Below are 20,837 nucleotides of genomic sequence, written 5' to 3' on the forward strand. Positions count from 1 at the left end.
CGCCGCCCTTCGCCAGGTGCCGCAGGGGCAAGGCGAAGGGCCGGCGCGAGGTAGTGCGGGGCGCCGGAGCGCGTTAGAAGTTGTAGCCGACCTTCAGGTACGTCACGAGCGGGTTCAGGTGAATCTTCGATTCCGCGACTCGCTGGGTGCCGAACTGGTTGTTCAGCGTCGTGGTGTACGTGGCGGTCACGTTGATCGGAATGTACGACAGCGAGAAACCGGCGAACCAGTGCTTCGTGAAGTTGTAGTTGAAGCCCAGGTTAAACACGGGGGCCCAGGAACGATCCGTCGAAACACTGGTCGGACCCCCAAGCACGCCCTGTTCGAAGGCGCCGTTGGTGATCTTCGCGTCGGTGAACCAGGCGTAGGTGACGCCAACGCCGAGGTAAGGACGGAATTTTGCGTCAGGGCTGTTGAAGTAGTACTTAAACAACAGCGCAGGGCTCCACAGTTTCGCCGTGCCGACCTTGCCGAAGCTGCTGAAGCTGCCACCGCCGGAAATATCGAACTTCGGCGGAATGCCCAGTTCGGCTTCAGTGGCGAAGTGATCGGTAATGTAGTAGCCGAGGGAGACACCCAGGGTATCGGCCGAACCGATACTGGCGCCCGTGTTCGGGACGGCCATGTTAACGGGCGTGCCGCCTGCGCTGAGGATCTTGAGCGGGTCGCTGGTGTCCTGTGGCATGAAGCGGAACCAGCCGGTGGTGACGTAGAACGTGTTTGCGGATTGTGCGTGTGCTGCCGAGAAACTGGCGAGCGCGGCGACCCCTGCCAGCGCCTGTTTTAATTTCATATTAATGCTCCTCCATGAAAGGCCCGCCCATTATGAACACAACGTTTGCAACAAACCATACGCGACCGTTAGAGCTTTTTTACTAAGCGCCGCGAGCTTTCCGCCGAAGCCGCATGCCAGCGAGAACTAGCGCTGGTGGGGCCTGGCGGGTCTGCGGGTATTCACCAACGGAACCAGGAAAATCGAGCATGGCACGGCTTGCACGTCTTTATGTTCCCGATCAGCCGCAGCATGTGATCCTGCGCGGACTCGATCAGCAGCCCGCGTTCGTCGATGACCAGGATTACGAACTGTTCATCGACTGCCTGAAGGCCGCGGCGCGCGATCATCATCTGGCGGTTCATGCGTGGGTCTTGATGCCCGGCGCGGTGCAACTGCTCGTCACGCCCTCCGACGAATCCAGCCTGCCTAAGGCAATGCAGGCGGTCGGCCGGCGCTACGTGGCGCATTTCAACCGGCGCTATGCGCGTCGCGGCACGCTCTGGGAGGGGCGCTACCGCGCAACGGTCATCGAGGGCGAGCGCTTCTTCCTGCTGGCGAGCCGCGTCGTCGAACTCGCGCCGGTGCGCAGTCATCTCGTGACGGCGCCCGAAGACTATCGATGGTCGAGCTACCGGCATCACATCGGCCTGACCGTCGACAGCCTTATCACCGACCATCCGCTGTACTGGGCGCTCGGCAATACGCCGTTCGAGCGTCAGCGCGCATATCGCGAACTCTGCGAGCAAGCGCTCGACGAACGCGAAACGACTCAGCTCATGCAGGCCACGCTCAAGGGCTGGGTGCTCGGTAGCGACACTTACCGCGATTGGGCATCGCGTACAGCGAACCGGCGCGTCTCACCGCTGCCGCGGGGGCGCCCGCGCAAGGTGCGCGAAGCGCCGGGCACGCCGGCGGCGGCGTCGGGCGCAATTGGGGCGGCGGCCACAGCGAGCGCGGCTTCGACGCCTGCGGCCGGATCAGGTGGTGGTGGCGGTCAGTCAGCTGGCCATGGCGCCGGTCAATCCGCCCCCTATTCAACTCCGCACTCTGGCGACAATCCAGCGGGTTCGACCTCGACGCATGGGGGGGGCCATGCCGGGAGTGGTTCAGCTACCACATCGGGCGAAAATACGGGGGGCTCGAGCGGCCATTCCGGCGGTTCGCAGGGCTCCGGTGGCGGTGGCTCGTCGGGTTCGAGTTCGGAGCACGAGGAGCGCAAGCCGGGCACTGGCACCCACTGATTGCTTTTCGGATCAAATATTTACGAGATAAGCGGCATCTTCGGATGCCGTTTTCTTTTGCCCCAATTTGATATGGCACCATTAAAAAAATGTGCGAATGCACCAACTCGATAAATAGGGCTTGAACATCACGTTTTATTTGCATCCCCTTGATTCGTCGCGTATATTCGCCTTTCGGCTCTCCTGGGCGCATAACGCGGGAAGCACGTAATACCCGCGCAACGCCGTACAGCGGTCACGCAAGCGGCGGGAATCAAAGAACACAACGGCTGGCAACAGCCCCACTCTGACGGTGTCCCCATGAACGATCACCAGCAGCGCGCCGCGGTGCCCGCCGCGCAAGGTCTCTATGACCCGCAAAACGAGCACGACGCCTGTGGCGTCGGCTTCGTCGCCCATATCAAGGGCAAGAAGAGCCATGAAATCATTCAGCAAGGTCTGAAGATTCTCGAAAACCTCGACCACCGGGGCGCCGTGGGCGCCGATCCGCTGATGGGCGACGGCGCGGGCATCCTGATCCAGATTCCGGACGCGTTCTACCGCGAAGAGATGGCCAAGCAGGGCGTGACGCTGCCGCCGTTCGGCGAGTACGGTGTCGGCATGATCTTCCTGCCGAAGGAACACGCCTCGCGTCTCGCATGCGAGCAGGAACTCGAGCGCACGGTGCGCGCCGAAGGCCAGGTCGTGCTGGGCTGGCGCGACGTGCCGGTCGACCACGCCATGCCGATTTCGCCCACGGTGAAGGCGAGCGAGCCGCTGATCCGCCAGATCTTCATCGGACGCGGCAAGGACGTGATGGTCACGGACGCGCTCGAGCGCAAGCTGTACATCATCCGCAAGACCGCGAGCCACCGCATCCAGGCGCTCAAGCTCAAGCACGGCAAGGAATACTTCGTGCCGTCGTGCTCGGCGCGCACGGTCGTCTACAAGGGTCTGCTGCTGGCGGGTCAGGTCGGCGTGTACTACCGCGATCTGCAAGATGAGCGCGTGGTTTCGGCACTGGCGCTTGTGCACCAGCGCTTCTCCACGAACACGTTCCCGGCGTGGGAGCTGGCTCACCCGTACCGCATGATCGCCCACAACGGTGAAATCAACACCGTGAAGGGCAACGTGAACTGGCTGAACGCCCGTACCGGTGCGATCGCCTCGCACGTGCTCGGCGACGACCTGCCCAAGCTCTGGCCGCTGATCTATCCGGGCCAGTCCGATACCGCTTCGTTCGACAACTGCCTCGAACTGCTGGTGATGGCAGGCTACCCGCTCGTCCACGCGATGATGATGATGATCCCGGAAGCCTGGGAGCAGCACACGCTGATGGACGAGAACCGCAAGGCGTTCTACGAATACCACGCTGCGATGATGGAGCCGTGGGACGGCCCCGCCGCGATCGCCTTCACCGATGGCCGCCAGATTGGCGCTACGCTCGACCGTAACGGTCTGCGTCCGGCGCGCTACATCGTCACGGACGACGACCTGGTCATCATGGCGTCGGAAGCCGGCACGCTGCCGATTCCGGAATCGAAGATCGTCAAGAAGTGGCGTCTGCAGCCGGGCAAGATGTTCCTGATCGACATGGAACACGGCCGCATCATCGACGACAAGGAACTGAAGGACAATCTGGCCAACGCCAAGCCGTACAAGAGCTGGATCGACGCCGTGCGCATCAAGCTCGACGAGATCGAGCCGAAGGCGGAAGATGTCGCGACCGCGCGCGCCGAAGCCGCCGCGCTGCTCGACCGTCAGCAGGCGTTCGGCTACACGCAGGAAGACCTCAAGTTCCTGATGGCGCCGATGGCGATGTCGGGTGAAGAGGCCGTCGGTTCGATGGGCAACGACTCGCCGCTGGCGGTCATGTCCAACAAGAACAAGACGCTCTACAACTACTTCAAGCAGCTGTTCGCGCAGGTCACGAACCCGCCGATCGACCCGATCCGCGAAAACATGGTGATGTCGCTCGTGTCGTTCATCGGCCCGAAGCCGAACCTGCTCGACACCAACAACATCAACCCGCCGATGCGTCTCGAAGTGTCGCAGCCGGTGCTCGACTTCAAGGACATCGCGAAGATCCGCGCGATCGAGCAGTACACGGGCGGCAAGTTCAGCAGCTACGAGCTGAACATCTGCTATCCGGTGGCCTGGGGCAAGGAAGGCATCGAAGCGCGTCTCGCGTCGCTGTGCGCGGAAGCCGTCGATGCGGTCAAGTCGGGCTACAACATCCTGATCGTGTCGGACCGCCGCGCGGACCGCGATAACGTCGCGATTCCCGCGCTGCTCGCCACCTCGGCGATCCACTCGCACCTCGTGCAGCACGGTCTGCGCACGAGCACGGGTCTCGTCGTGGAAACGGGCTCGGCGCGTGAAACGCACCACTTCGCGCTGCTCGCCGGTTTCGGCGCGGAAGCCGTGCACCCGTACCTCGCGATGGAAACCCTCGCGCAAATGGCGCAGGGCCTGAAGGGCGATCTGTCGGGCGAGAAGGCCGTCTACAACTTCACCAAGGCGGTGGGCAAGGGCCTGCTCAAGGTGATGTCGAAGATGGGCATCTCCACGTACATGTCGTACACGGGCGCGCAGATTTTCGAAGCGGTTGGTCTGGCTGACGACCTCATCGCCAAGTACTTCAAGGGCACGGCTTCGAAGGTGGGCGGCATCGGCCTGTTCGAAGTGGCGGAAGAAGCGATCCTTCTGCACCGCGATGCATTCGGCGACAACCCGGTTCTCGCCAACATGCTCGACGCTGGCGGCGAATACGCGTACCGCGTGCGCGGCGAAGACCACATGTGGACGCCGGACGCGATCGCCAAGCTCCAGCACTCGGCGCGCAGCAACTCGTATCAGACCTACAAGGAATACGCGCACCTGATCAACGATCAGACGAAGCGCCACATGACCTTCCGCGGTCTGTTCGAATTCCGCCTCGACCCGGCGCGCGCGATCTCGATCGACGACGTCGAGCCGGCCAAGGAAATCGTCAAGCGCTTTGCGACTGGCGCGATGTCGCTCGGCTCGATTTCGACCGAAGCGCACGCCACGCTGGCTGTCGCGATGAACCGTATCGGCGGCAAGTCGAACACGGGCGAAGGCGGCGAAGACGAGAAGCGTTATCGCAACGAGCTGCGCGGCATTCCGATCAAGAACGGCGACACGATGCGTTCGATCATCGGCGACGAAGTCGTCAAGGACATCCCGCTGAAGGATGGCGACTCGCTGCGCTCGAAGATCAAGCAGGTCGCGTCGGGCCGCTTCGGCGTGTCGGCGGAGTACCTGTCGTCGGCGGATCAGATCCAGATCAAGATGGCGCAGGGCGCGAAGCCGGGCGAAGGCGGTCAACTGCCGGGCCACAAGGTTTCGGAGTACATCGGCAAGCTGCGTTACTCGGTGCCGGGCGTGGGCCTCATCTCGCCGCCGCCGCACCACGACATCTACTCGATCGAAGACCTCGCGCAGCTCATTCACGATCTGAAGAACGTGAACCCGGTTTCGTCGATCTCGGTGAAGCTGGTCTCGGAAGTGGGCGTGGGTACGGTGGCAGCCGGTGTGGCGAAGGCCAAGGCCGACCACGTCGTGATCGCCGGTCACGACGGCGGCACGGGCGCGTCGCCGCTCTCGTCGCTCAAGCACGCTGGCACGCCGTGGGAGCTGGGTCTCGCGGAAACGCAGCAAACGCTGGTGCTGAACCAGCTGCGCGGCCGTATCCGCGTGCAAGCCGACGGTCAGATGAAGACGGGCCGCGACGTGGTGATCGGCGCGCTGCTCGGCGCAGACGAATTCGGTTTTGCGACGGCGCCGCTCGTCGTTCAGGGCTGCATCATGATGCGCAAGTGCCACCTGAACACCTGCCCCGTCGGCGTCGCGACGCAAGATCCGGTGCTGCGCGCGAAGTTCTCGGGCCAGCCCGAGCACGTCGTCAACTTCTTCTTCTTCATCGCTGAAGAAGTGCGCGAAATCATGGCGCAACTGGGTATCCGCAAGTTCGACGATCTGGTCGGTCGCGCGGATCTGCTCGACACGCGCCGTGGCGTGGAGCACTGGAAGGCGAAGGGTCTCGACTTCTCGCGCGTGTTCTACCAGCCGCAAGTGGGCGCCGAAGTCGCGCGCATGCATGTGGAGTCGCAGGACCACGGTCTGGACCGCGCGCTCGATCACACGCTGATCGAGAAGGCAAAGGCCGCGATCGAAACGGGCGAGCACGTCTCGTTCATCCAGCCGGTGCGCAACGTGAACCGCACGGTCGGCGCGATGCTTTCGGGCGTCGTCGCGAAGAAGTACGGCCACGACGGTCTGCCGGAAGACACGATCCACATCCAGTTGAAGGGGACGGCGGGTCAGAGCTTCGGCGCGTTCCTCGCGAGCGGCATCACGCTGGACCTCGTGGGCGACGGCAATGACTACGTCGGCAAGGGCCTCTCGGGCGGGCGCATCATCATCCGTCCGACCAACGACTTCCGCGGCAAGTCCGAAGAAAACATCATCTGCGGCAATACGGTGATGTACGGCGCGCTCGAAGGCGAAGCCTTCCTGCGCGGCGTGGCGGGCGAGCGTTTCGCGGTGCGTAACTCAGGCGCGACGGCCGTTGTCGAAGGCACGGGCGACCATGGCTGCGAATACATGACAGGCGGCACGGTGGTCGTACTCGGCGAAACCGGTCGTAACTTCGCGGCGGGCATGTCGGGCGGTATCGCCTACGTGTACGACCCGGATGGCACCTTCGCCGGCAAGTGCAACAAGTCGATGGTCGCGCTCGACCCGGTCCTGCAACAGGCCGAACAGGAGCGCACCGTGGATCGCGCACTGTGGCACATGGGCCAGACCGACGAAGCGCTGCTCAAGGGACTCGTCGAGCGTCACTTCCAGTTCACGGGCTCGACGCGCGCGAAGGCGCTGCTCGAAAACTGGGATGCGGCGCGCCGCCAGTTCGTGAAGGTGTTCCCGACGGAATACAAGCGCGCACTGGGCGAACTCGGCGCGAAGAAGGCGAGCCAGGAAGTACTGGCCGCCTGATCCGCAAGACGACGACTGAACGAAGACGAAGCGCCCGCCGCGCGAACAGATACGCGGCGCCGGGCGCGGTCCCCTCACCGAATAGATAGAGATAGACGAGAACCCTATGGGTAAGGCAACCGGTTTTCTCGAGTTCGAGCGCCAGCATGAGGCGTACGAAGCACCGCTCACGCGTGTGAAGCATTACAAGGAATTCGTGGCGGCGCTCTCGGACGCCGACGCGAAGATCCAGGGCGCACGCTGCATGGACTGCGGCATCCCGTTCTGCAACAACGGCTGCCCGGTCAACAACATCATTCCGGACTTCAACGACCTCGTGTTCCGCCAGGACTGGAAGAGCGCGATCGACGTCCTGCATTCCACGAACAATTTCCCCGAGTTCACGGGCCGCATCTGCCCGGCGCCCTGCGAAGCGGCGTGCACGCTCGGCATCAACGACGATCCCGTAGGTATCAAGTCGATCGAGCACGCGATTATCGACAAGGCATGGTCCGAAGGCTGGGTTGCGCCGCACGTCGCGAAGCACAAGACGGGCAAGAAGGTTGCCGTGGTCGGTTCGGGCCCCGCCGGCCTCGCCGCCGCGCAGCAACTCGCGCGCGCCGGCCATGACGTGACGGTGTTCGAGAAGAACGACCGCGTCGGCGGCCTGCTGCGCTACGGCATCCCCGACTTCAAGCTGGAAAAGTGGCTGATCGACCGCCGCATGCGCCAGATGGAAGCCGAAGGCGTGACGTTCCGCACCAACGTGTTCATCGGCCGTGGCGAGCTGCCTGCCTACATCGGCAACACGGCGAAAGAAACCATCTCGCCGGACGAACTGAAGGAACAGTTCGACGCCGTGGTGATCGCTGGCGGTTCGGAAACGCCGCGTGATCTGCCGGTGCCGGGCCGCGAACTCGAAGGCATCTACTACGCCATGGACTTCCTGCCACAGCAGAACAAGGTCAACGCCGGCGACAAGCTGCCGAACCAGCTGCTCGCCAAGGGCAAGCATGTGGTCGTGATCGGCGGCGGCGATACGGGTTCCGATTGCGTGGGCACCTCGAACCGCCACGGCGCGAAGAGCGTTACGCAGTTCGAACTGCTGCCGCAGCCGCCCGAGGAAGAGAACAAGCCGCTCGTGTGGCCGTACTGGCCGATCAAGCTGCGCACGTCGTCGTCGCACGACGAAGGCTGCTCGCGCGACTGGGCGGTCGCGACCAAGCGCCTCGAAGGCAAGAACGGCAAGATCGAGAAGCTGATCGCCGCGCGCGTGGAGTGGAAGGACGGCAAGATGGTCGAAGTGCCGGGTTCGGAATTCGAAATGAAGGCCGATCTCGTGCTGCTCGCCATGGGCTTCACGCAGCCGGTTTCGCCGGTGCTCGAAGCATTCGGCGTCGAGAAGGACGCGCGCGGCAACGTGCGTGCCTCGACCGAAGGCGAAAAGGCGTACTACACGTCGGTCGACAAGGTCTTCACCGCCGGCGATATGCGCCGCGGCCAGTCGCTCGTGGTGTGGGCGATCCGTGAGGGCCGTCAGTGTGCACGTTCCGTCGACGCGTATTTGATGGGCAGCTCGGAGCTGCCGCGTTAAGGCCGGATCTGGGACCCGAGTAAGCGCTAAAGCGCTAACTCGGGTCGACACGTGAGGGCCGTCAGTGTGCGCGCTCCGTCGATGCGTATTTGATGGGCAGCTCGGAGCTGCCGCGTTAAATCCGGTGTGTCCCGCAATAGACGGGACACACGGGAGACGGCAGGAGACACAACGACAGAAGCCGGGCACCCGCGAGGGTGACCCGGCTTTTCTACGTGCGTGCCACTCAGGCTGACAGACAGGGTTACCATGACGCGATTGCCCGACCGAACGAGGCCCGCCGATCATGTCCGAAGCCCGCGAGACCGATCGTGACACGCAGCAATGGCGGCGCTGCTTCATCGCGCTTTCGCCGACTGCGGCGTCGCGCGATGCGCTCGCCGCGCTAGACGTGCCGTCCAACGCACGGCGCGTACCCTACGCGCAACTCCATCTGACGGTGACGTTCATCGGCGCGATGTCGTTCGACCAGGGGGACGTGCTCAAGCGGCGGCTCGCGGAGCACGCGCCGCTCATCCCGCCCGCGCCAGTCACGCATATCGAATGCTGGCCGGGTCGCGCGCATCCGCGCCTCATGGTGGCCGTGCTCGCGATGTCGGATGCGTTCACCGCGCTCGACTGGCGCGTGCGCTCGCTAATGGGAGATGTGGGATTGCCGCTCGACGCGCGAGCGTTCCGCCCGCACGTGACGCTCGCGCGCTTCGCGCGCGACGCCGTGGGTGCGCCGGCGGCAAGTGGAGGCGAAGCGCTGCCGCCGTTGTGTTTCGAGTCGCTGGTGCTGTATTCGAGCACGCTCGCGAGGCAGGGCGCGCGTTACGAGGCGTTGGCAAGCGTTGCGCTCGAGTGAGGCGCCCCCGCGCGTTGGAGTGCCTGCCGCCGCTTAGTGGCCTTAATGACGATACCGCGCGAGCGTCAAACCATCGAGATCGATTTCCGGCAAGCGCTGCGTGACGAGGTCGGCGAGCACGCGGCCCGAGCCCATCGACATCGCCCAGCCCGTTGAGCCATGCCCGACGTTCAGCCACAGGCCATCGACGCCCGACGTGCCCAGGAGCGGCGCGCCGTCCGGCACCATGGGCCGGCGCCCCACCCAGAATTGCGCCGACGAAGGCGTCGCCGCATGCGGGAACCAGTCGTCGAGCACCTTCATGAGCGTTTGCAGTGCCTGCTCGCGCAGCGTCGCGCGGTGGTCGCCCAGCTCCGCCGTGCCCGCCACGCGCAGGTACGGACCGAAGCGCGTGATCGCCGTTTTGAGCGACTCGTCCATGAGCGCGGCGCGCGGGGCCTTTTGTTCATCGACCACGGGCAGCGTGGCCGAATAGCCTTTCACCGGATACAGCGGCACGCGCACGCCAAGCGGCGCGACCAGCGCCGCGCTCTCCACGCCCAGCGCGACCACCACGGCGTCGGCCGCGAGCGTGTACGGCGTGTCGTCGGCGGGCTCGCTGCGCTCGGCCGGGCGCAGCACCTCCGCCGGCGCGCGGCGCTGCTCGCGCCGGTCCTTGCGGTTGTTCGCCTTGCGGCGGCCGGGCACCGCGCGCACGCGCACGCCGTTCACCTTGCCGCCCGCGGCTTCGAGCGCGAGCACCTCGGTATCGAACAGAAACGTCACGCCGCGCGCTTCGCACACGGAGCGCAGCTCGCGCGTGAAGCGTGCGCAGTCGCCGGCCTCGTCTTCGGGCAGATAGACGCCCGCCACCGGTTTCACGCGCGACCAGGCGAGCCCCGGCTCGACCTGCGCGCAGGCGGCGGAATCGAGCTCGCGATAGACGATGCCTGCATCGCGCAGCACGCCGAGCGCCGGTTGCGCGAGTTCAAGGTCGTACTCGCTGCGAAAGAGTTGGAGATAGCCCTGGCTGCGCCCGTACTCGAACGCGTGCGTGGCGCGAAACGCGTGCAGGCACTCGCGGCTGTAGTAGGCGATGCGCTGCATGCGCTGCTTGTTCACGCGAAAGCGCGCGAGATCGCATTCGCGCAGCCAGCGCGCGATCCAACGCCACTGCGCGGCGTCGAGCGTGGGCCGGAAGATAAGCGGCGAGGTGGGCTTGAGCAGATATTTGATGAGCTTCGCGGGCATGCCCGGCGCAGCCCACGGCGTGACATAGCCGGGCGCGATGACACCGGCGTTGGCGAAGCTCGTGCCGAGCGCGACGCCCGGTTCCCGTTCGACGACGGTGACGTCGCAGCCTCGTTCGCTCAAATAATACGCAGTAGCGACGCCGATTACACCGGCGCCGAGGACGATCGTTTTCATGCCGGTCGCACAACAGGGAGGGACGGTCGGTATTGCAGCATGTTCGCGCTCATCGTGCAGTGGACTCCGCAGACGGACGCTTGTCCGCAGCAACAGGCGTTTCCTCGGTCAGCACTTTGCCCTTCGTCTCCGGCAGGCACAGCGCCGCGACGATCACGAGCAGATAGCCCGCGCCGGCCACCGCGCCGATCGCTTTCACGAGCGAGGTGGTTTGCGCGAACACGCCCACGAGAATGGGGAAAAACGAGCCGAGGCCACGCCCGAGGTTGTAGCAGAAGCCCTGGCCCGAGCCGCGGATCGCGTTCGGGTAGAGCTCGGAGAGATACGCGCCCACGCCCGCGAAAATGCCTTGCACGACGATGCCGAGCGGAAAGCCGAGCAAGAGCATCGCGGTGTCGGTGATGGGCAGCATCGTGTAGGCCATGCCGAGCGCAAACGAGCCGATGGCGAACAGGATGAATGAAGCGCGCCGGCCGATCTTGTCGCAGAGGATCGCGCCGACGATATAGCCCGTGAACGAACCGACGATCAGCACGATCAGATAGCCGCTCGTGTTGAACACCGAGAGGTGGCGCACCGTCTTGAGGTAGGTGGGCAGCCAGGTGGTGATCGCGTAGTAGCCGCCGAGCATGCCGGTGCACAGCGCACTGCCGAGCAGGGTGGTGGCCAGATGCGCGGGCGCGAAGATCTGCATGAAGTGGCTGTGCGTCGCACCGCTTTCGCGTGCGCGGCGCGTGGCGACGAACACGTCGGGGTCGCTCACATTGCGGCGCACATAGAAAATCCACAGCGCCGGCACGATGCCGATCCAGAAGCACGCGCGCCATGCGTATTCCTCGGGGAGCAGGGCGAAGAAGGCCCAGTAGAGGATGGCGGCCGCGCCCCAGCCGAACGACCAGCTGCTCTGCACCGTGCCCACGGCCTTGGCGCGATGCTGCGGCGAACGGATCGTTTCGGCCATCATCATCGTGACGACCGTCCATTCGCCGCCAAAGCCGATGCCCTGCAGCGTGCGCGTGGCGAGCAGTTGCCAGAACGAATGCGTGAAGCCGGAGAGGCAGGTGAAGACCGCGAAGGTGGCGATGGTCCACTGGAGCACGCGCACGCGGCCGTAGCGGTCGGCGAGGATGCCGGCGAGCCAGCCGCCGATTGCCGAGGAGATCAGCGAGCTGGTCGCGATCATGCCGGCCTCGCCCTTGGTCATGCCCCAGGTCGCGATGAGCGTCGGGATCAGGAACGAGTAGATCATGAAGTCGAACGCGTCGACGGCGTAGCCGCCGAAACCCGCGTAGAGCGTGCGCCGCTCGCGCGCGTTCAACTCGGTGAACCATTGAAAGTAGCCCATCGCGTGTCTTCCCCCATATTTGTTGTACGCGCAACGAGCCGGCTGAACGGCGCGTGCTGCGCAAGCGAGCCGGCTGGCGCAAACGCCCTGGGTGGCGTGTGCGCTCGACGCTGACGGGCTGCGCGGTGCAACGCCGCCCGTCTCCGGTGTGCTGGATGCGTATTTTACGGTGCGAAACCGTACTGAGGCGAGGGGCAATTTGGGGCGCCCGCTATCGTCTCGTTCCGATGTTTAGTTCCGATGTTTAGTTCGATAGCAAGCGAACGATGGCGCGCGCGGGGTCGCACAGCACTAAAGCGTGAGCCCGCCATCGACGTGGATCACCTGGCCTGTGATGTGGCGCGCGGCGTCTGAAAGCAGGAACGCGATGAGTTCGGCGATATCGGCGGGATTCGCCACTTGGCCGAGCGGCGTTTCCTGCGCCGCACGCTCCCACACCGAAGCGTTTTCTGGCGTGGGGCCTTTGTCCTTGCGCGTATAGCCTGGCGCGACGCAGTTGACGGTCACACCGTGCGGCGCTAGCTCCGCGGCGGCGGTTTTCGCCAGCGACTCGAGCGCGGCCTTGGCTGCTGCGGTCGCGGCGAACGGCGCGCCGGCGCGGTAGCGGTGCGCGACGAACGAACTCAGCGCGATCACGCGGGCGCGCGCCGAGCGCTCCAGCGCCGGCTGCGCGCGTTGCACAAGTGCAGCGAACGCGGCGGGCATGGCCGCGAATGCGCCTTCGAGCGACGTGGCGTCGAGCGCGGCGAGCGTTTGGCGTTGCGCATGCCCGGCATTGGCGACGAGTTGGTCGAGCGCGCCGAAGTGCGCAAGCGTGGTGTCGACGAGCGCGGTAGCGCGGCCGGGCTCTGCGAGATCGCCGTACGTTGTGGCGCAGATTGCGCCCCGTTGCTCACAGTCCGCCATGACGGTCATAAGCCGGGCACGCGACGCCTCATCCGCGCCGCGCGCGTGCAGCATCAACGCCACACCCGGCGCTGCGATGCGCCGCGCGAGCGCCGCACCGATACCCGAGCCCGCACCCGTAATCAGCACGACGCGCGTCGAACTTGCGCTCACGCGGCAACCCGCTCTTCCGGCATACGCGCGATCTCGAGCGTTTCGTGGTGATAGGCCTCAAGCGACTCGCGGTGCGCGACGCTCACGATCGCAGCCTTCGGCAGGCGCTCCATGAAGAGCTTATAGAGACGGCTTTCGTTGTCGGAGTCGAGCGCGCTCGTCGCTTCGTCGAGGAACAGATAGTCGGGTTTGTGCAGCAGCACGCGCGCGCCCGCAAGGCGTTGCTGCTCGCCCGGCGAGAGCACGCGCGACCAGTGCGCCGATTCGCCGAGACGATCCGCATATTCGTCGAGGCGGCAGGCGCGCAGTGCTTCGCGGCAGTCTTCGTCGCTATAGTCGTCGGCGGGCGAGGGGTAGGTGAGCGCCGCCTTGAGCGTGCCGATGGGCAGATAGCTCTGCTGCGGGATGAACATCATGCGCGCATCGACAGGCGCGTCGATCGAGCCTTCGCCGAACGGCCAGAGGCCCGCGAGTGCGCGTATCAGCGTGCTCTTGCCCGCGCCCGAGGGGCCGCGCACAAGCCAGCGCGAACCCGGCTTGATGGCGATGTCGCGCACTTCGGAGAGCGGCATGCCGTTGGGCAGCGAGAGCTTGAGATGCTCGGTGGCGAGCTCGTTGTTGTCGATGAAGTGCAGGTTGATGCCACCGTGCTCGGTCGCAGGCGAGACCGATTCCTTCAGGCGCGGCGAGTGCACCACCCGCACGAATTCGCGCAGACGATTCACGGTAGCGCGCCATTCGACCAGCGTGGAGTAACTGTTGATGAACCACGAGAACGAATCGCTCACGGTGCCGAACGCCTGCGAAATCTGCATCAGCACGCCGAATGTGAAGGCGCCCGCGAAGTAGCGCGGCGCGGCCACCACGAGCGGGAAGATGATGGCGATCTGGCCGTAGAAGCTCAGTACGAAGGTGAGGCGCTTCGTGTACTTCATCACGCGCCACCAGTTTTCGCGGATGTGCTGGAAGAGGCCTTGCGCGTTGCCACGCTCGGTGTCCATGCCGTCGTAGAGGGCGATCTGCTCGGCGTTTTCGCGCAGGCGAATGAGGCCGAAGCGGAAGTCCGCCTCCACCTTTTGTTGCTGGTAGTTGATCGACACGAGCGGGTGGCCGACCTTCTGGATCACGAGCGAGCCGAACACGGCGTAGAGCGCGGCGGCCCAGACCATGTAGCCCGGAATCGCGAGCGGCGTGCCGCCCAGCGTGATCGTGAGCGCGCCCGCGAGCGTCCACAGGATCGTGACGAACGAGATGAGCGTGACGACCGTGGAGAGCAGGTCGAGCGTGAGCGAGAGCGTGGTCGTGGCGAACGACTGGAGGTCGTCGCTGATCCGCTGGTCGGGGTTATCGGCGAGGCGGTCGCGCTCGATGCGGTAGAACGCGCCCTTGCCAAGCCATTCGCTCAGGAAGCGGGTGGTGAGCCACTGGCGCCAGCGAAAGCCGAGCATCTGGCGCAGATAGCGGCCATACACCGCGAGGATGATGAAGCCGAACGCCAGTTCGGTGAAGGTCATCAACAGAGGCGGGAAGCGCTTGACGTCCTTCGCCTGCAACGCGTTATAGAACTCCGCGCTCCAGCCGTTGAGCCGCACGTTGATCCACACGACGAGCAGGTTCATCACGATGATCGCGACGAGCAGCCCCCAGGCGATCCAGCGTTCCTCGGAGACCCAGTAGGGCTTGATCAGGCTCCACGCGGTGATCTTCTGATGCTCGTTCTGATCGGGCGTGGCGCGGGCAGGTTGGTTGGTCATGTGCGTCCTGAAGATGTGGCTGCCCGCTGGGGGCATGCGCTGCGCGCCGCATGGCGGCAGCGGTGCAGCGATTTTTTCAGCGATTCTGTCGCCGGGCGCTTAAGTGAGTCTTAATGGTCAAAAAGCGGAGACAAAAGCGCGCGCCGGCGCCGCCGTAGCGTGGCGCCCATTGTCTCACCGCGCGGGCTTGTGAGGCGAAAGAGGCGGGTTCAGGCCATTGTGCCAGAGCACAAGTGCTGTTCCGCCGAGGTTTGCGGGCCGCGCGCCTTTTGTGGTCTAATCGACGTTGACGAAACAGGGGTGCTTCACCGGTATGCGGTGCATGCCGTACTGAGGCTGAGAGAGACCCTTCGCACCCGATCCGGGTAATACCGGCGCGGGAAGTTTCCAGAAAGTCTTACCGGAGCGCCCAGTGTTTGCAGGGGCGCCAGGATTCCCGCCGGGCTGCGCTTTGGGCGCATGGGTTCGTACGAATTCCTTATCGGGATGTATGGGCCGTTTGCGCCGCATAGCCTCCACGGTCGGCCTTGCCAGCCGGTTTCGTCCTTGGGTACGTCTGCTGCTGCCGTACGGAAAGGATACGATGACCGCCTATTCTCTTTGTTCCCCGATTTTGATCGCGTTCGTCTTGCGTGACGGAGCGTCGTCATGAGTCGCGCCCATCACCGCAGCGCGGGCAGCGTGCCCGACTTCGCCGTGCTCGGCGGCGGCTTGAGCGGCAGGCTCGTCGCATGGCGTCTCGCTGGCGAGGGCCATCGCGTCGCGCTCTACGAGCGTGGCGGCCCCGAAGGCGGCGAGGCCGCGGCCTGGGTCGCGGCGGCCATGCTCGCGCCGCTCGCGGAGGCCGCCGTTGCCGAACTGCTCATCACCGAGCTTGGCGTCGCGTCACTCGAATCCTGGCCGCGCATTCTGGCCGAGTTGCCGGAGCCCGTGTTCTTCCAGCGCAATGGCACGCTCGTGGTCTGGCATACCGCCGATCGCACCGAAGCCCCGCTCTTCGAGCGCCGCGTGCGGGCCAACGCGCCGCGTGCTCTGGCCGACGCGAACTTCGTCGCGCTCGCCGGCGCGCAGCTCGACGCTGCCGAACCGGCGCTCGCCGGGCGCTTCGCGCGCGGCTGGCTGCTCGAAGGCGAGGGCCAGCTCGACAATCGACAGGCGTTGGTCGCGCTGGCGGCGGGGCTCGCCGCGCGCGGCGTGGAAACCCACTGGCACACCACGGTCGACGAAGCCAACCCGCCGCCCGCGCGCGTGACGATCGACTGTCGCGGCCTGGGCGCCAAATCTGCGCTGCCGGGTTTGCGCGGCATTCGCGGCGAAGTCGCGCGCGTGCACGCGCCGGGCATCACGCTCACGCGCCCCGTGAGGCTCCTGCATCCGCGCTATCCGCTGTATATCGCGCCCAAGGAAAACGACGTCTTCGTGATCGGCGCCACCGAGATCGAAGGGGAGGACCGTTCGCCCGTGAGCGTGCGCTCGGCGCTCGAATTGCTGAGCGCGGCGTTTGCGGTGCATCCGGCGTTCGGCGAGGCGCGCATCCTCGAGTTGAACACGCAGTGCCGCCCGACGCTGCCCGACCACCGCCCGGCGCTCATTTGGGACGGCAAGACCACGCTGCGCGTGAACGGCCTCTACAGGCATGGCTTCATGATCGCGCCGGAAGTCGCCGACGAAGCCGCGCGCATCGCGCAAGCGCTGCTCGATGGGCGCGTGAACGACGCCGATTCCTTCGAGTCGCTGCGCCGCGCGTCGCGCTGGGGCGAGATGCTGCACGCGCAGGGCGCGCACGAGCCGGCCTGAAGCATCACCAGAAACGAACCGTAGTCTGAGAACGTATTTGCCATGGACATTCATATCAACCAGAAGCCGATCGCGCTGCCCGAAGGCGCGACTGTCGCCGATGCGCTTGCCGCATTTGGCGCGCGTCCGCCGTTCGCCGTCGCGCTGAACGGCGATTTCGTGGCGCGCGCCCAGCATGGCGCGCGCTCGCTCCAGGCGGGCGACCGCCTCGACGTCGTGAGCCCCGTGGCCGGAGGCTGAGCCTCGCTCGCCCAAGCCGCCGGTCGCGCGTCGCCGCCCAATGCACAGATTGCACAGGTGATGAGCGCTTTCACGACACCGCCCAAGGATTCCAACCCATGACCACCACTCCCACCGCCGACGCGCTCACGCTCTACGGCGAGACCTTCTCGAGCCGCGTGCTGCTCGGCACGTCGCGCTATCCGTCGCTGCAGTCGCTCGCCGACTCGATGGCGGCCGCGCGCCCCGGCATGATCACCGTCGCGCTGCGCCGCCAGATGAACGAGGGCACCGCCGAAGCGGGCTTTTTCGACCTGCTCAAGCGCCACGGCGTGCCGCTCTTGCCGAACACGGCTGGCTGCCTCACCGTCAACGAGGCGGTCACGACCGCGCACATGGCGCGCGAAGTCTTCGAAACCGACTGGATCAAGCTCGAACTGATCGGCGACGACTACACGCTGCAGCCCGACCCGGTCGGCCTGATCGAGGCCGCCTCGCGCCTCGTGAAGGACGGCTTCAAGGTGCTGCCGTATTGCACCGAGGACCTCGTGATCGGCCGGCGTCTGCTCGACGCAGGATGCGAAGCGCTCATGCCATGGGGCGCGCCGATCGGCACCGGCAAGGGCGTGATCAATCCGTACGGCCTGCGCGTGCTGCGCGAGCGCTTGCCCGATGTGCCGCTCATCGTCGATGCGGGGCTCGGCGTACCGTCGCATGCTTGCCAGGTGATGGAGTGGGGCTTCGACGGCGTGCTGCTCAACACGGCCGTTTCGCAGGCCACGCACCCCGAGGCGATGGCGCGCGCGTTCGCGCTGGGCGTCGAGGCAGGGCGCGCCGCGTATCTCGCCGGGCCGATGGCCGAGCGCGAGGCGGCCGTAGCGAGCACGCCCGTGGTCGGCATGCCGTTCTGGCACCAGGATGGAGACAAGCGATGACTGAAACGCTGCGACTGCAGGACCGCGAACTGTTCTGGCCGCCCGCCGACGAACTCACCGAAACGGCGGAGCGCATCCGCGCACGCCTGGGCGACTGGCAGCCCACGCACGCGCCGTGGCGCATCTGTCTCACGCCGCCTGACGCGCCGAACGGCGGCGATCTCATCATCGTCACCGACGCGGCGCCGCATCTGGCCAACATCGCGCGCTGGATGACAGACGGCGCGGGCGTGATCGAAGCCGCCGGCGAGAACCCGAAGGCCGCACGCGCCACACTGCATTTGGGCGGCGAGCGTTACGCGCTCGAAGGCGAGCTGGCGGAAGACTGGATCCCCGCACTCGCGGCGTTCCTCGACTGCGGCTTCGATCCGCACGACGCACTCGTGCTCGCGCTTGCCTGGCGCGACGGCGACGAGCAGCAAACCGACGCCTGGCCCGTCGACATCAAACGATTCCCGCGCGTGCTGGGCCTGCCTGCTGCGCCTGCGCAGCCGTTCACGCCGTGCCCCGCGAAGCTTGGCCTGTATCCGGTGCTGCCCACGGCCGACTGGGTCGAGCGTGTGCTCGACTACGGCGTGAAGACGGTGCAGTTGCGCAGCAAGCAACCGAAATCGCCGGCGCTCACGAACGAAATCGAACGCTGCGTCGCGGCGGGCCGTAAGCACGACGCGCAGCTTTTCATCAACGATCACTGGCAGGAGGCTGTCGCGGCCGGCGCGTACGGCGTGCACCTCGGCCAGGAAGACCTGCGCGAAGCCGACCTCGGCGCGATCGCGGCGGCAGGCGTTCGTCTTGGCCTCTCCACGCACGGCTACTTCGAAATGCTCACGGCGCTCCATTTCCGTCCGAGCTACCTCGCGTGCGGCGCCGTCTTCGCCACCACGACCAAGGCGATGCCCACGGCGCCCCAGGGGCTCGCGCGTCTCGCCCGCTACGTGAAGCTGCTCGACGGCGTCGTGCCGATGGTGGCGATCGGCGGCATCGACGGCAATGTGCTGCCCGAAGTGCTCGCCACGGGCGCGGGTAGCGCGGCGGTGGTGCGCGCCGTGACCGAGGCGGCCGAACCGGCTGCCGCGGTTGCTGCATTGCGCAACGCGTTTACGCAATAATGGTCCGCCCTGGCCTCGGGCTGCGCCGCATGCGCGACCCGAGGCCGAGGGGCCGCAACCCGCAGCAGCGGGCGACTGTGGCCTACATCAAAGGGACAAGGGGCGTCACGGCAGGTTTTCCACGATGGCCCTATAATCCCGCCTTCGTGTAAATGGACTGTCAGCCACGTGCCCTCAACCTCTGAGACCCTACTGGAGCTGCGCGACGTCGACTTCGGCTACGGGGACCGGCTCGTCCTGTCCGGCCTGAACATGCGCTTTCCGCGCGGTCAGGTAGTGGCAGTCATGGGCGGCTCCGGTGGCGGAAAAACGACAGTGCTGCGCTTGATCGGCGGCCTCGTTCGCGCCCAGCGCGGCCAGGTGCTGTTCGGTGGCCAGGACGTCGGTGCGCAATCGCGCGAAGGCCTCTACGCCCTGCGACGGAAGATGGGCATGCTCTTCCAGTTCGGCGCGCTCTTCACCGACATGTCGGTATTCGAGAACGTTGCCTTCGCCCTGCGCGAGCACACCGATCTTCCCGAAGAGTTGATCCGCGACCTCGTGCTCATGAAGCTCAACGCTGTCGGCCTGCGCGGAGCGCGCGACCTCGCGCCGTCGGAAATCTCGGGCGGCATGGCGCGCCGCGTCGCGCTCGCGCGCGCCATCGCGCTCGACCCCGAACTCATGATGTACGACGAGCCGTTCGCGGGTCTCGACCCGATTTCGCTCGGCATCACCGCGAACCTCATCCGCACGCTCAATGACGCGCTCGGCGCGACCTCGATCCTCGTCACGCACGACGTGCCCGAGTCGTTCGCGATCGCCGACTACGTGTATTTCGTCGCGAACGGGCGCGTGCAGGCACAGGGTTCGCCCGACGAACTGCGCGCCTCGACCGATCCGATCGTGCGCCAGTTCATCGACGGCGCGCCGGACGGCCCGTTCCGGTTCCACTACCCATCGAACCAGCCGCTCGCAGCGGACTTCGGCATCGGCGGAGGCCGTTCATGATCGGCGCCATCAGCTCGATCGGGCGCACGGTGCTCGAAACGATCGCGCGCGCGGGGCACGCCACGCGCTTTTTCGTGCGCCTCGTCCTCGAATTCTTCCCGCTGCTGCGCCGGCCGCGCCTTGTCACGAAGCAGATCCACTTCGTCGGTAATTATTCGCTGTTGATCATTGCGGTGTCAGGCCTGTTCGTAGGCTTCGTGCTCGGCCTGCAGGGTTACTACACGCTCAACCGCTACGGCTCCGAGCAGGCGCTTGGGCTGCTGGTCGCGCTCTCGCTCGTGCGCGAGCTCGGGCCCGTCGTCACCGCGCTGTTGTTCGCGGGCCGCGCGGGCACGTCGCTCACGGCCGAGATCGGCCTCATGAAAGCGGGCGAGCAGCTCACGGCCATGGAAATGATGGCCGTGGACCCCGTGCGCGTCGTGATCGCGCCGCGCATGTGGGCGGGCGTGATCGCCATGCCGATCCTCGCGGCCATCTTCAGCGCGGTCGGCATTCTGGGCGGCTACGTGGTGGGCGTGCTGCTGATCGGCGTGGACGCCGGCGCGTTCTGGTCGCAAATGCAGGGCGGCGTGGACGTCTGGACAGACGTAGGCAACGGTGTAATGAAGAGCATCGTGTTCGGCTTCGCCGTGACGTTCACCGCGCTCTATCAGGGCTATGAAGCGAAGCCCACGCCCGAAGGCGTGTCGCGCGCGACCACGAAGACAGTCGTGTACGCGTCGCTCGCGGTGCTCGGCCTCGACTTCCTGCTCACCGCGCTGATGTTCAGCTAAAGACGCCGGGCA

At 65.8% G+C, this 20,837-nt stretch carries 14 protein-coding genes, 1 pseudogene and 1 riboswitch; of the genes and pseudogenes, 10 read left to right on the forward strand and 5 right to left on the reverse strand.

Annotated elements, in window-relative coordinates:
* Nucleotides 1-73: 73 nt before the first annotated feature.
* Entirely contained in the window at nt 74-793 is a 720-nt protein-coding gene (locus tag JMY28_RS31975; RefSeq protein WP_201699894.1) for an OmpW/AlkL family protein, read from the reverse strand.
* 188 nt (nt 794-981) lie between these two features.
* Here JMY28_RS31975 and JMY28_RS31980 point away from each other — a divergent pair.
* From JMY28_RS31980 to thpR, 4 genes and pseudogenes are all read left to right on the forward strand, one after another.
* Nucleotides 982-1,671 (forward strand): annotated as a pseudogene (locus JMY28_RS31980) (transposase); the annotation flags it as partial.
* Between the two features lie 645 nt (nt 1,672-2,316).
* Nucleotides 2,317-7,017, forward strand: coding sequence for a glutamate synthase-related protein (locus JMY28_RS31985; RefSeq protein ID WP_201699895.1), 4,701 nt, complete (start codon nt 2,317-2,319; stop codon nt 7,015-7,017).
* A 106-nt stretch (nt 7,018-7,123) separates the two neighbouring features.
* On the forward strand, nt 7,124-8,590 hold the full coding sequence (locus tag JMY28_RS31990; protein WP_201699896.1) for a glutamate synthase subunit beta: 1,467 nt from the start codon (nt 7,124-7,126) through the stop codon (nt 8,588-8,590).
* A gap of 286 nt (nt 8,591-8,876) precedes the next feature.
* Nucleotides 8,877-9,437 carry an RNA 2',3'-cyclic phosphodiesterase gene (thpR, locus tag JMY28_RS31995; protein ID WP_201699897.1) on the forward strand — a complete coding sequence of 187 codons (561 nt, stop codon included), beginning with the start codon at nt 8,877-8,879 and terminating at the stop codon, nt 9,435-9,437.
* A gap of 42 nt (nt 9,438-9,479) precedes the next feature.
* On the opposite strand, the gene JMY28_RS32000 is transcribed toward thpR, so the two are convergent.
* The 4 genes from JMY28_RS32000 to JMY28_RS32015 form a co-directional block, all read right to left on the reverse strand.
* On the reverse strand, nt 9,480-10,844 hold the full coding sequence (locus JMY28_RS32000; RefSeq protein WP_201699898.1) for a D-amino acid dehydrogenase: 1,365 nt from the start codon (nt 10,842-10,844) through the stop codon (nt 9,480-9,482).
* Nucleotides 10,845-10,893: 49 nt separating this feature from the next.
* On the reverse strand, nt 10,894-12,189 hold the full coding sequence (locus JMY28_RS32005; RefSeq protein WP_201699899.1) for an MFS transporter: 1,296 nt from the start codon (nt 12,187-12,189) through the stop codon (nt 10,894-10,896).
* A gap of 291 nt (nt 12,190-12,480) precedes the next feature.
* Nucleotides 12,481-13,248, reverse strand: coding sequence for an SDR family NAD(P)-dependent oxidoreductase (locus JMY28_RS32010; protein WP_201699900.1), 768 nt, complete (start codon nt 13,246-13,248; stop codon nt 12,481-12,483).
* Nucleotides 13,245-15,002, reverse strand: a complete 1,758-nt coding sequence (locus JMY28_RS32015; protein ID WP_201699901.1) for an ABC transporter ATP-binding protein/permease — start codon at nt 15,000-15,002, stop codon at nt 13,245-13,247. Before JMY28_RS32015 ends, JMY28_RS32010 begins: the two co-directional genes overlap by 4 nt.
* 286 nt (nt 15,003-15,288) lie before the next feature.
* Nucleotides 15,289-15,402, forward strand: a riboswitch (TPP riboswitch).
* Nucleotides 15,403-15,650: 248 nt separating this feature from the next.
* Here JMY28_RS32015 and JMY28_RS32020 point away from each other — a divergent pair.
* The 6 genes from JMY28_RS32020 (at nt 15,651) to mlaE (ending at nt 20,825) form a co-directional block, all read left to right on the forward strand.
* Entirely contained in the window at nt 15,651-16,799 is a 1,149-nt protein-coding gene (locus JMY28_RS32020; RefSeq protein WP_201699902.1) for an FAD-dependent oxidoreductase, read from the forward strand.
* A 42-nt stretch (nt 16,800-16,841) separates the two neighbouring features.
* Nucleotides 16,842-17,039, forward strand: a complete 198-nt coding sequence (thiS, locus tag JMY28_RS32025; protein WP_201699903.1) for a sulfur carrier protein ThiS — start codon at nt 16,842-16,844, stop codon at nt 17,037-17,039.
* A 98-nt stretch (nt 17,040-17,137) separates the two neighbouring features.
* Nucleotides 17,138-17,953, forward strand: a complete 816-nt coding sequence (locus JMY28_RS32030; RefSeq protein ID WP_201699904.1) for a thiazole synthase — start codon at nt 17,138-17,140, stop codon at nt 17,951-17,953.
* A complete protein-coding gene (thiE, locus tag JMY28_RS32035; protein ID WP_201699905.1) occupies nt 17,950-19,062 on the forward strand; it encodes a thiamine phosphate synthase in 1,113 nt (370 codons plus the stop codon). The genes JMY28_RS32030 and thiE overlap by 4 nt, the downstream gene beginning before the upstream one ends.
* Before the next feature lie 168 nt (nt 19,063-19,230).
* Complete coding sequence (locus tag JMY28_RS32040) at nt 19,231-20,052, forward strand: ABC transporter ATP-binding protein (protein ID WP_201699906.1); 822 nt, start codon at nt 19,231-19,233, stop codon at nt 20,050-20,052.
* Nucleotides 20,049-20,825: a lipid asymmetry maintenance ABC transporter permease subunit MlaE gene (gene mlaE / locus JMY28_RS32045; protein ID WP_201699907.1), complete on the forward strand. Its 777-nt coding sequence runs from the start codon at nt 20,049-20,051 to the stop codon at nt 20,823-20,825. Before JMY28_RS32040 ends, mlaE begins: the two co-directional genes overlap by 4 nt.
* The last annotated feature ends 12 nt before the right edge of the window (nt 20,826-20,837 follow it).

The organism is Paraburkholderia hiiakae, assembly GCF_904848665.1.
Lineage (GTDB): Bacteria > Pseudomonadota > Gammaproteobacteria > Burkholderiales > Burkholderiaceae > Paraburkholderia > Paraburkholderia hiiakae.

Coding starts and splice junctions, on each gene's coding strand:
- JMY28_RS31975 (WP_201699894.1), bottom strand. CDS start 793: ATGAAATTAAAACAGGCGCTGGCAGGGGTCGCCGCGCTCGCCAGTTTC.
- JMY28_RS31985 (WP_201699895.1), top strand. CDS start 2,317: ATGAACGATCACCAGCAGCGCGCCGCGGTGCCCGCCGCGCAAGGTCTC.
- JMY28_RS31990 (WP_201699896.1), top strand. CDS start 7,124: ATGGGTAAGGCAACCGGTTTTCTCGAGTTCGAGCGCCAGCATGAGGCG.
- thpR (WP_201699897.1), top strand. CDS start 8,877: ATGTCCGAAGCCCGCGAGACCGATCGTGACACGCAGCAATGGCGGCGC.
- JMY28_RS32000 (WP_201699898.1), bottom strand. CDS start 10,844: ATGAAAACGATCGTCCTCGGCGCCGGTGTAATCGGCGTCGCTACTGCG.
- JMY28_RS32005 (WP_201699899.1), bottom strand. CDS start 12,189: ATGGGCTACTTTCAATGGTTCACCGAGTTGAACGCGCGCGAGCGGCGC.
- JMY28_RS32015 (WP_201699901.1), bottom strand. CDS start 15,002: ATGACCAACCAACCTGCCCGCGCCACGCCCGATCAGAACGAGCATCAG.
- JMY28_RS32020 (WP_201699902.1), top strand. CDS start 15,651: ATGAGTCGCGCCCATCACCGCAGCGCGGGCAGCGTGCCCGACTTCGCC.
- thiS (WP_201699903.1), top strand. CDS start 16,842: ATGGACATTCATATCAACCAGAAGCCGATCGCGCTGCCCGAAGGCGCG.
- JMY28_RS32030 (WP_201699904.1), top strand. CDS start 17,138: ATGACCACCACTCCCACCGCCGACGCGCTCACGCTCTACGGCGAGACC.
- thiE (WP_201699905.1), top strand. CDS start 17,950: ATGACTGAAACGCTGCGACTGCAGGACCGCGAACTGTTCTGGCCGCCC.
- mlaE (WP_201699907.1), top strand. CDS start 20,049: ATGATCGGCGCCATCAGCTCGATCGGGCGCACGGTGCTCGAAACGATC.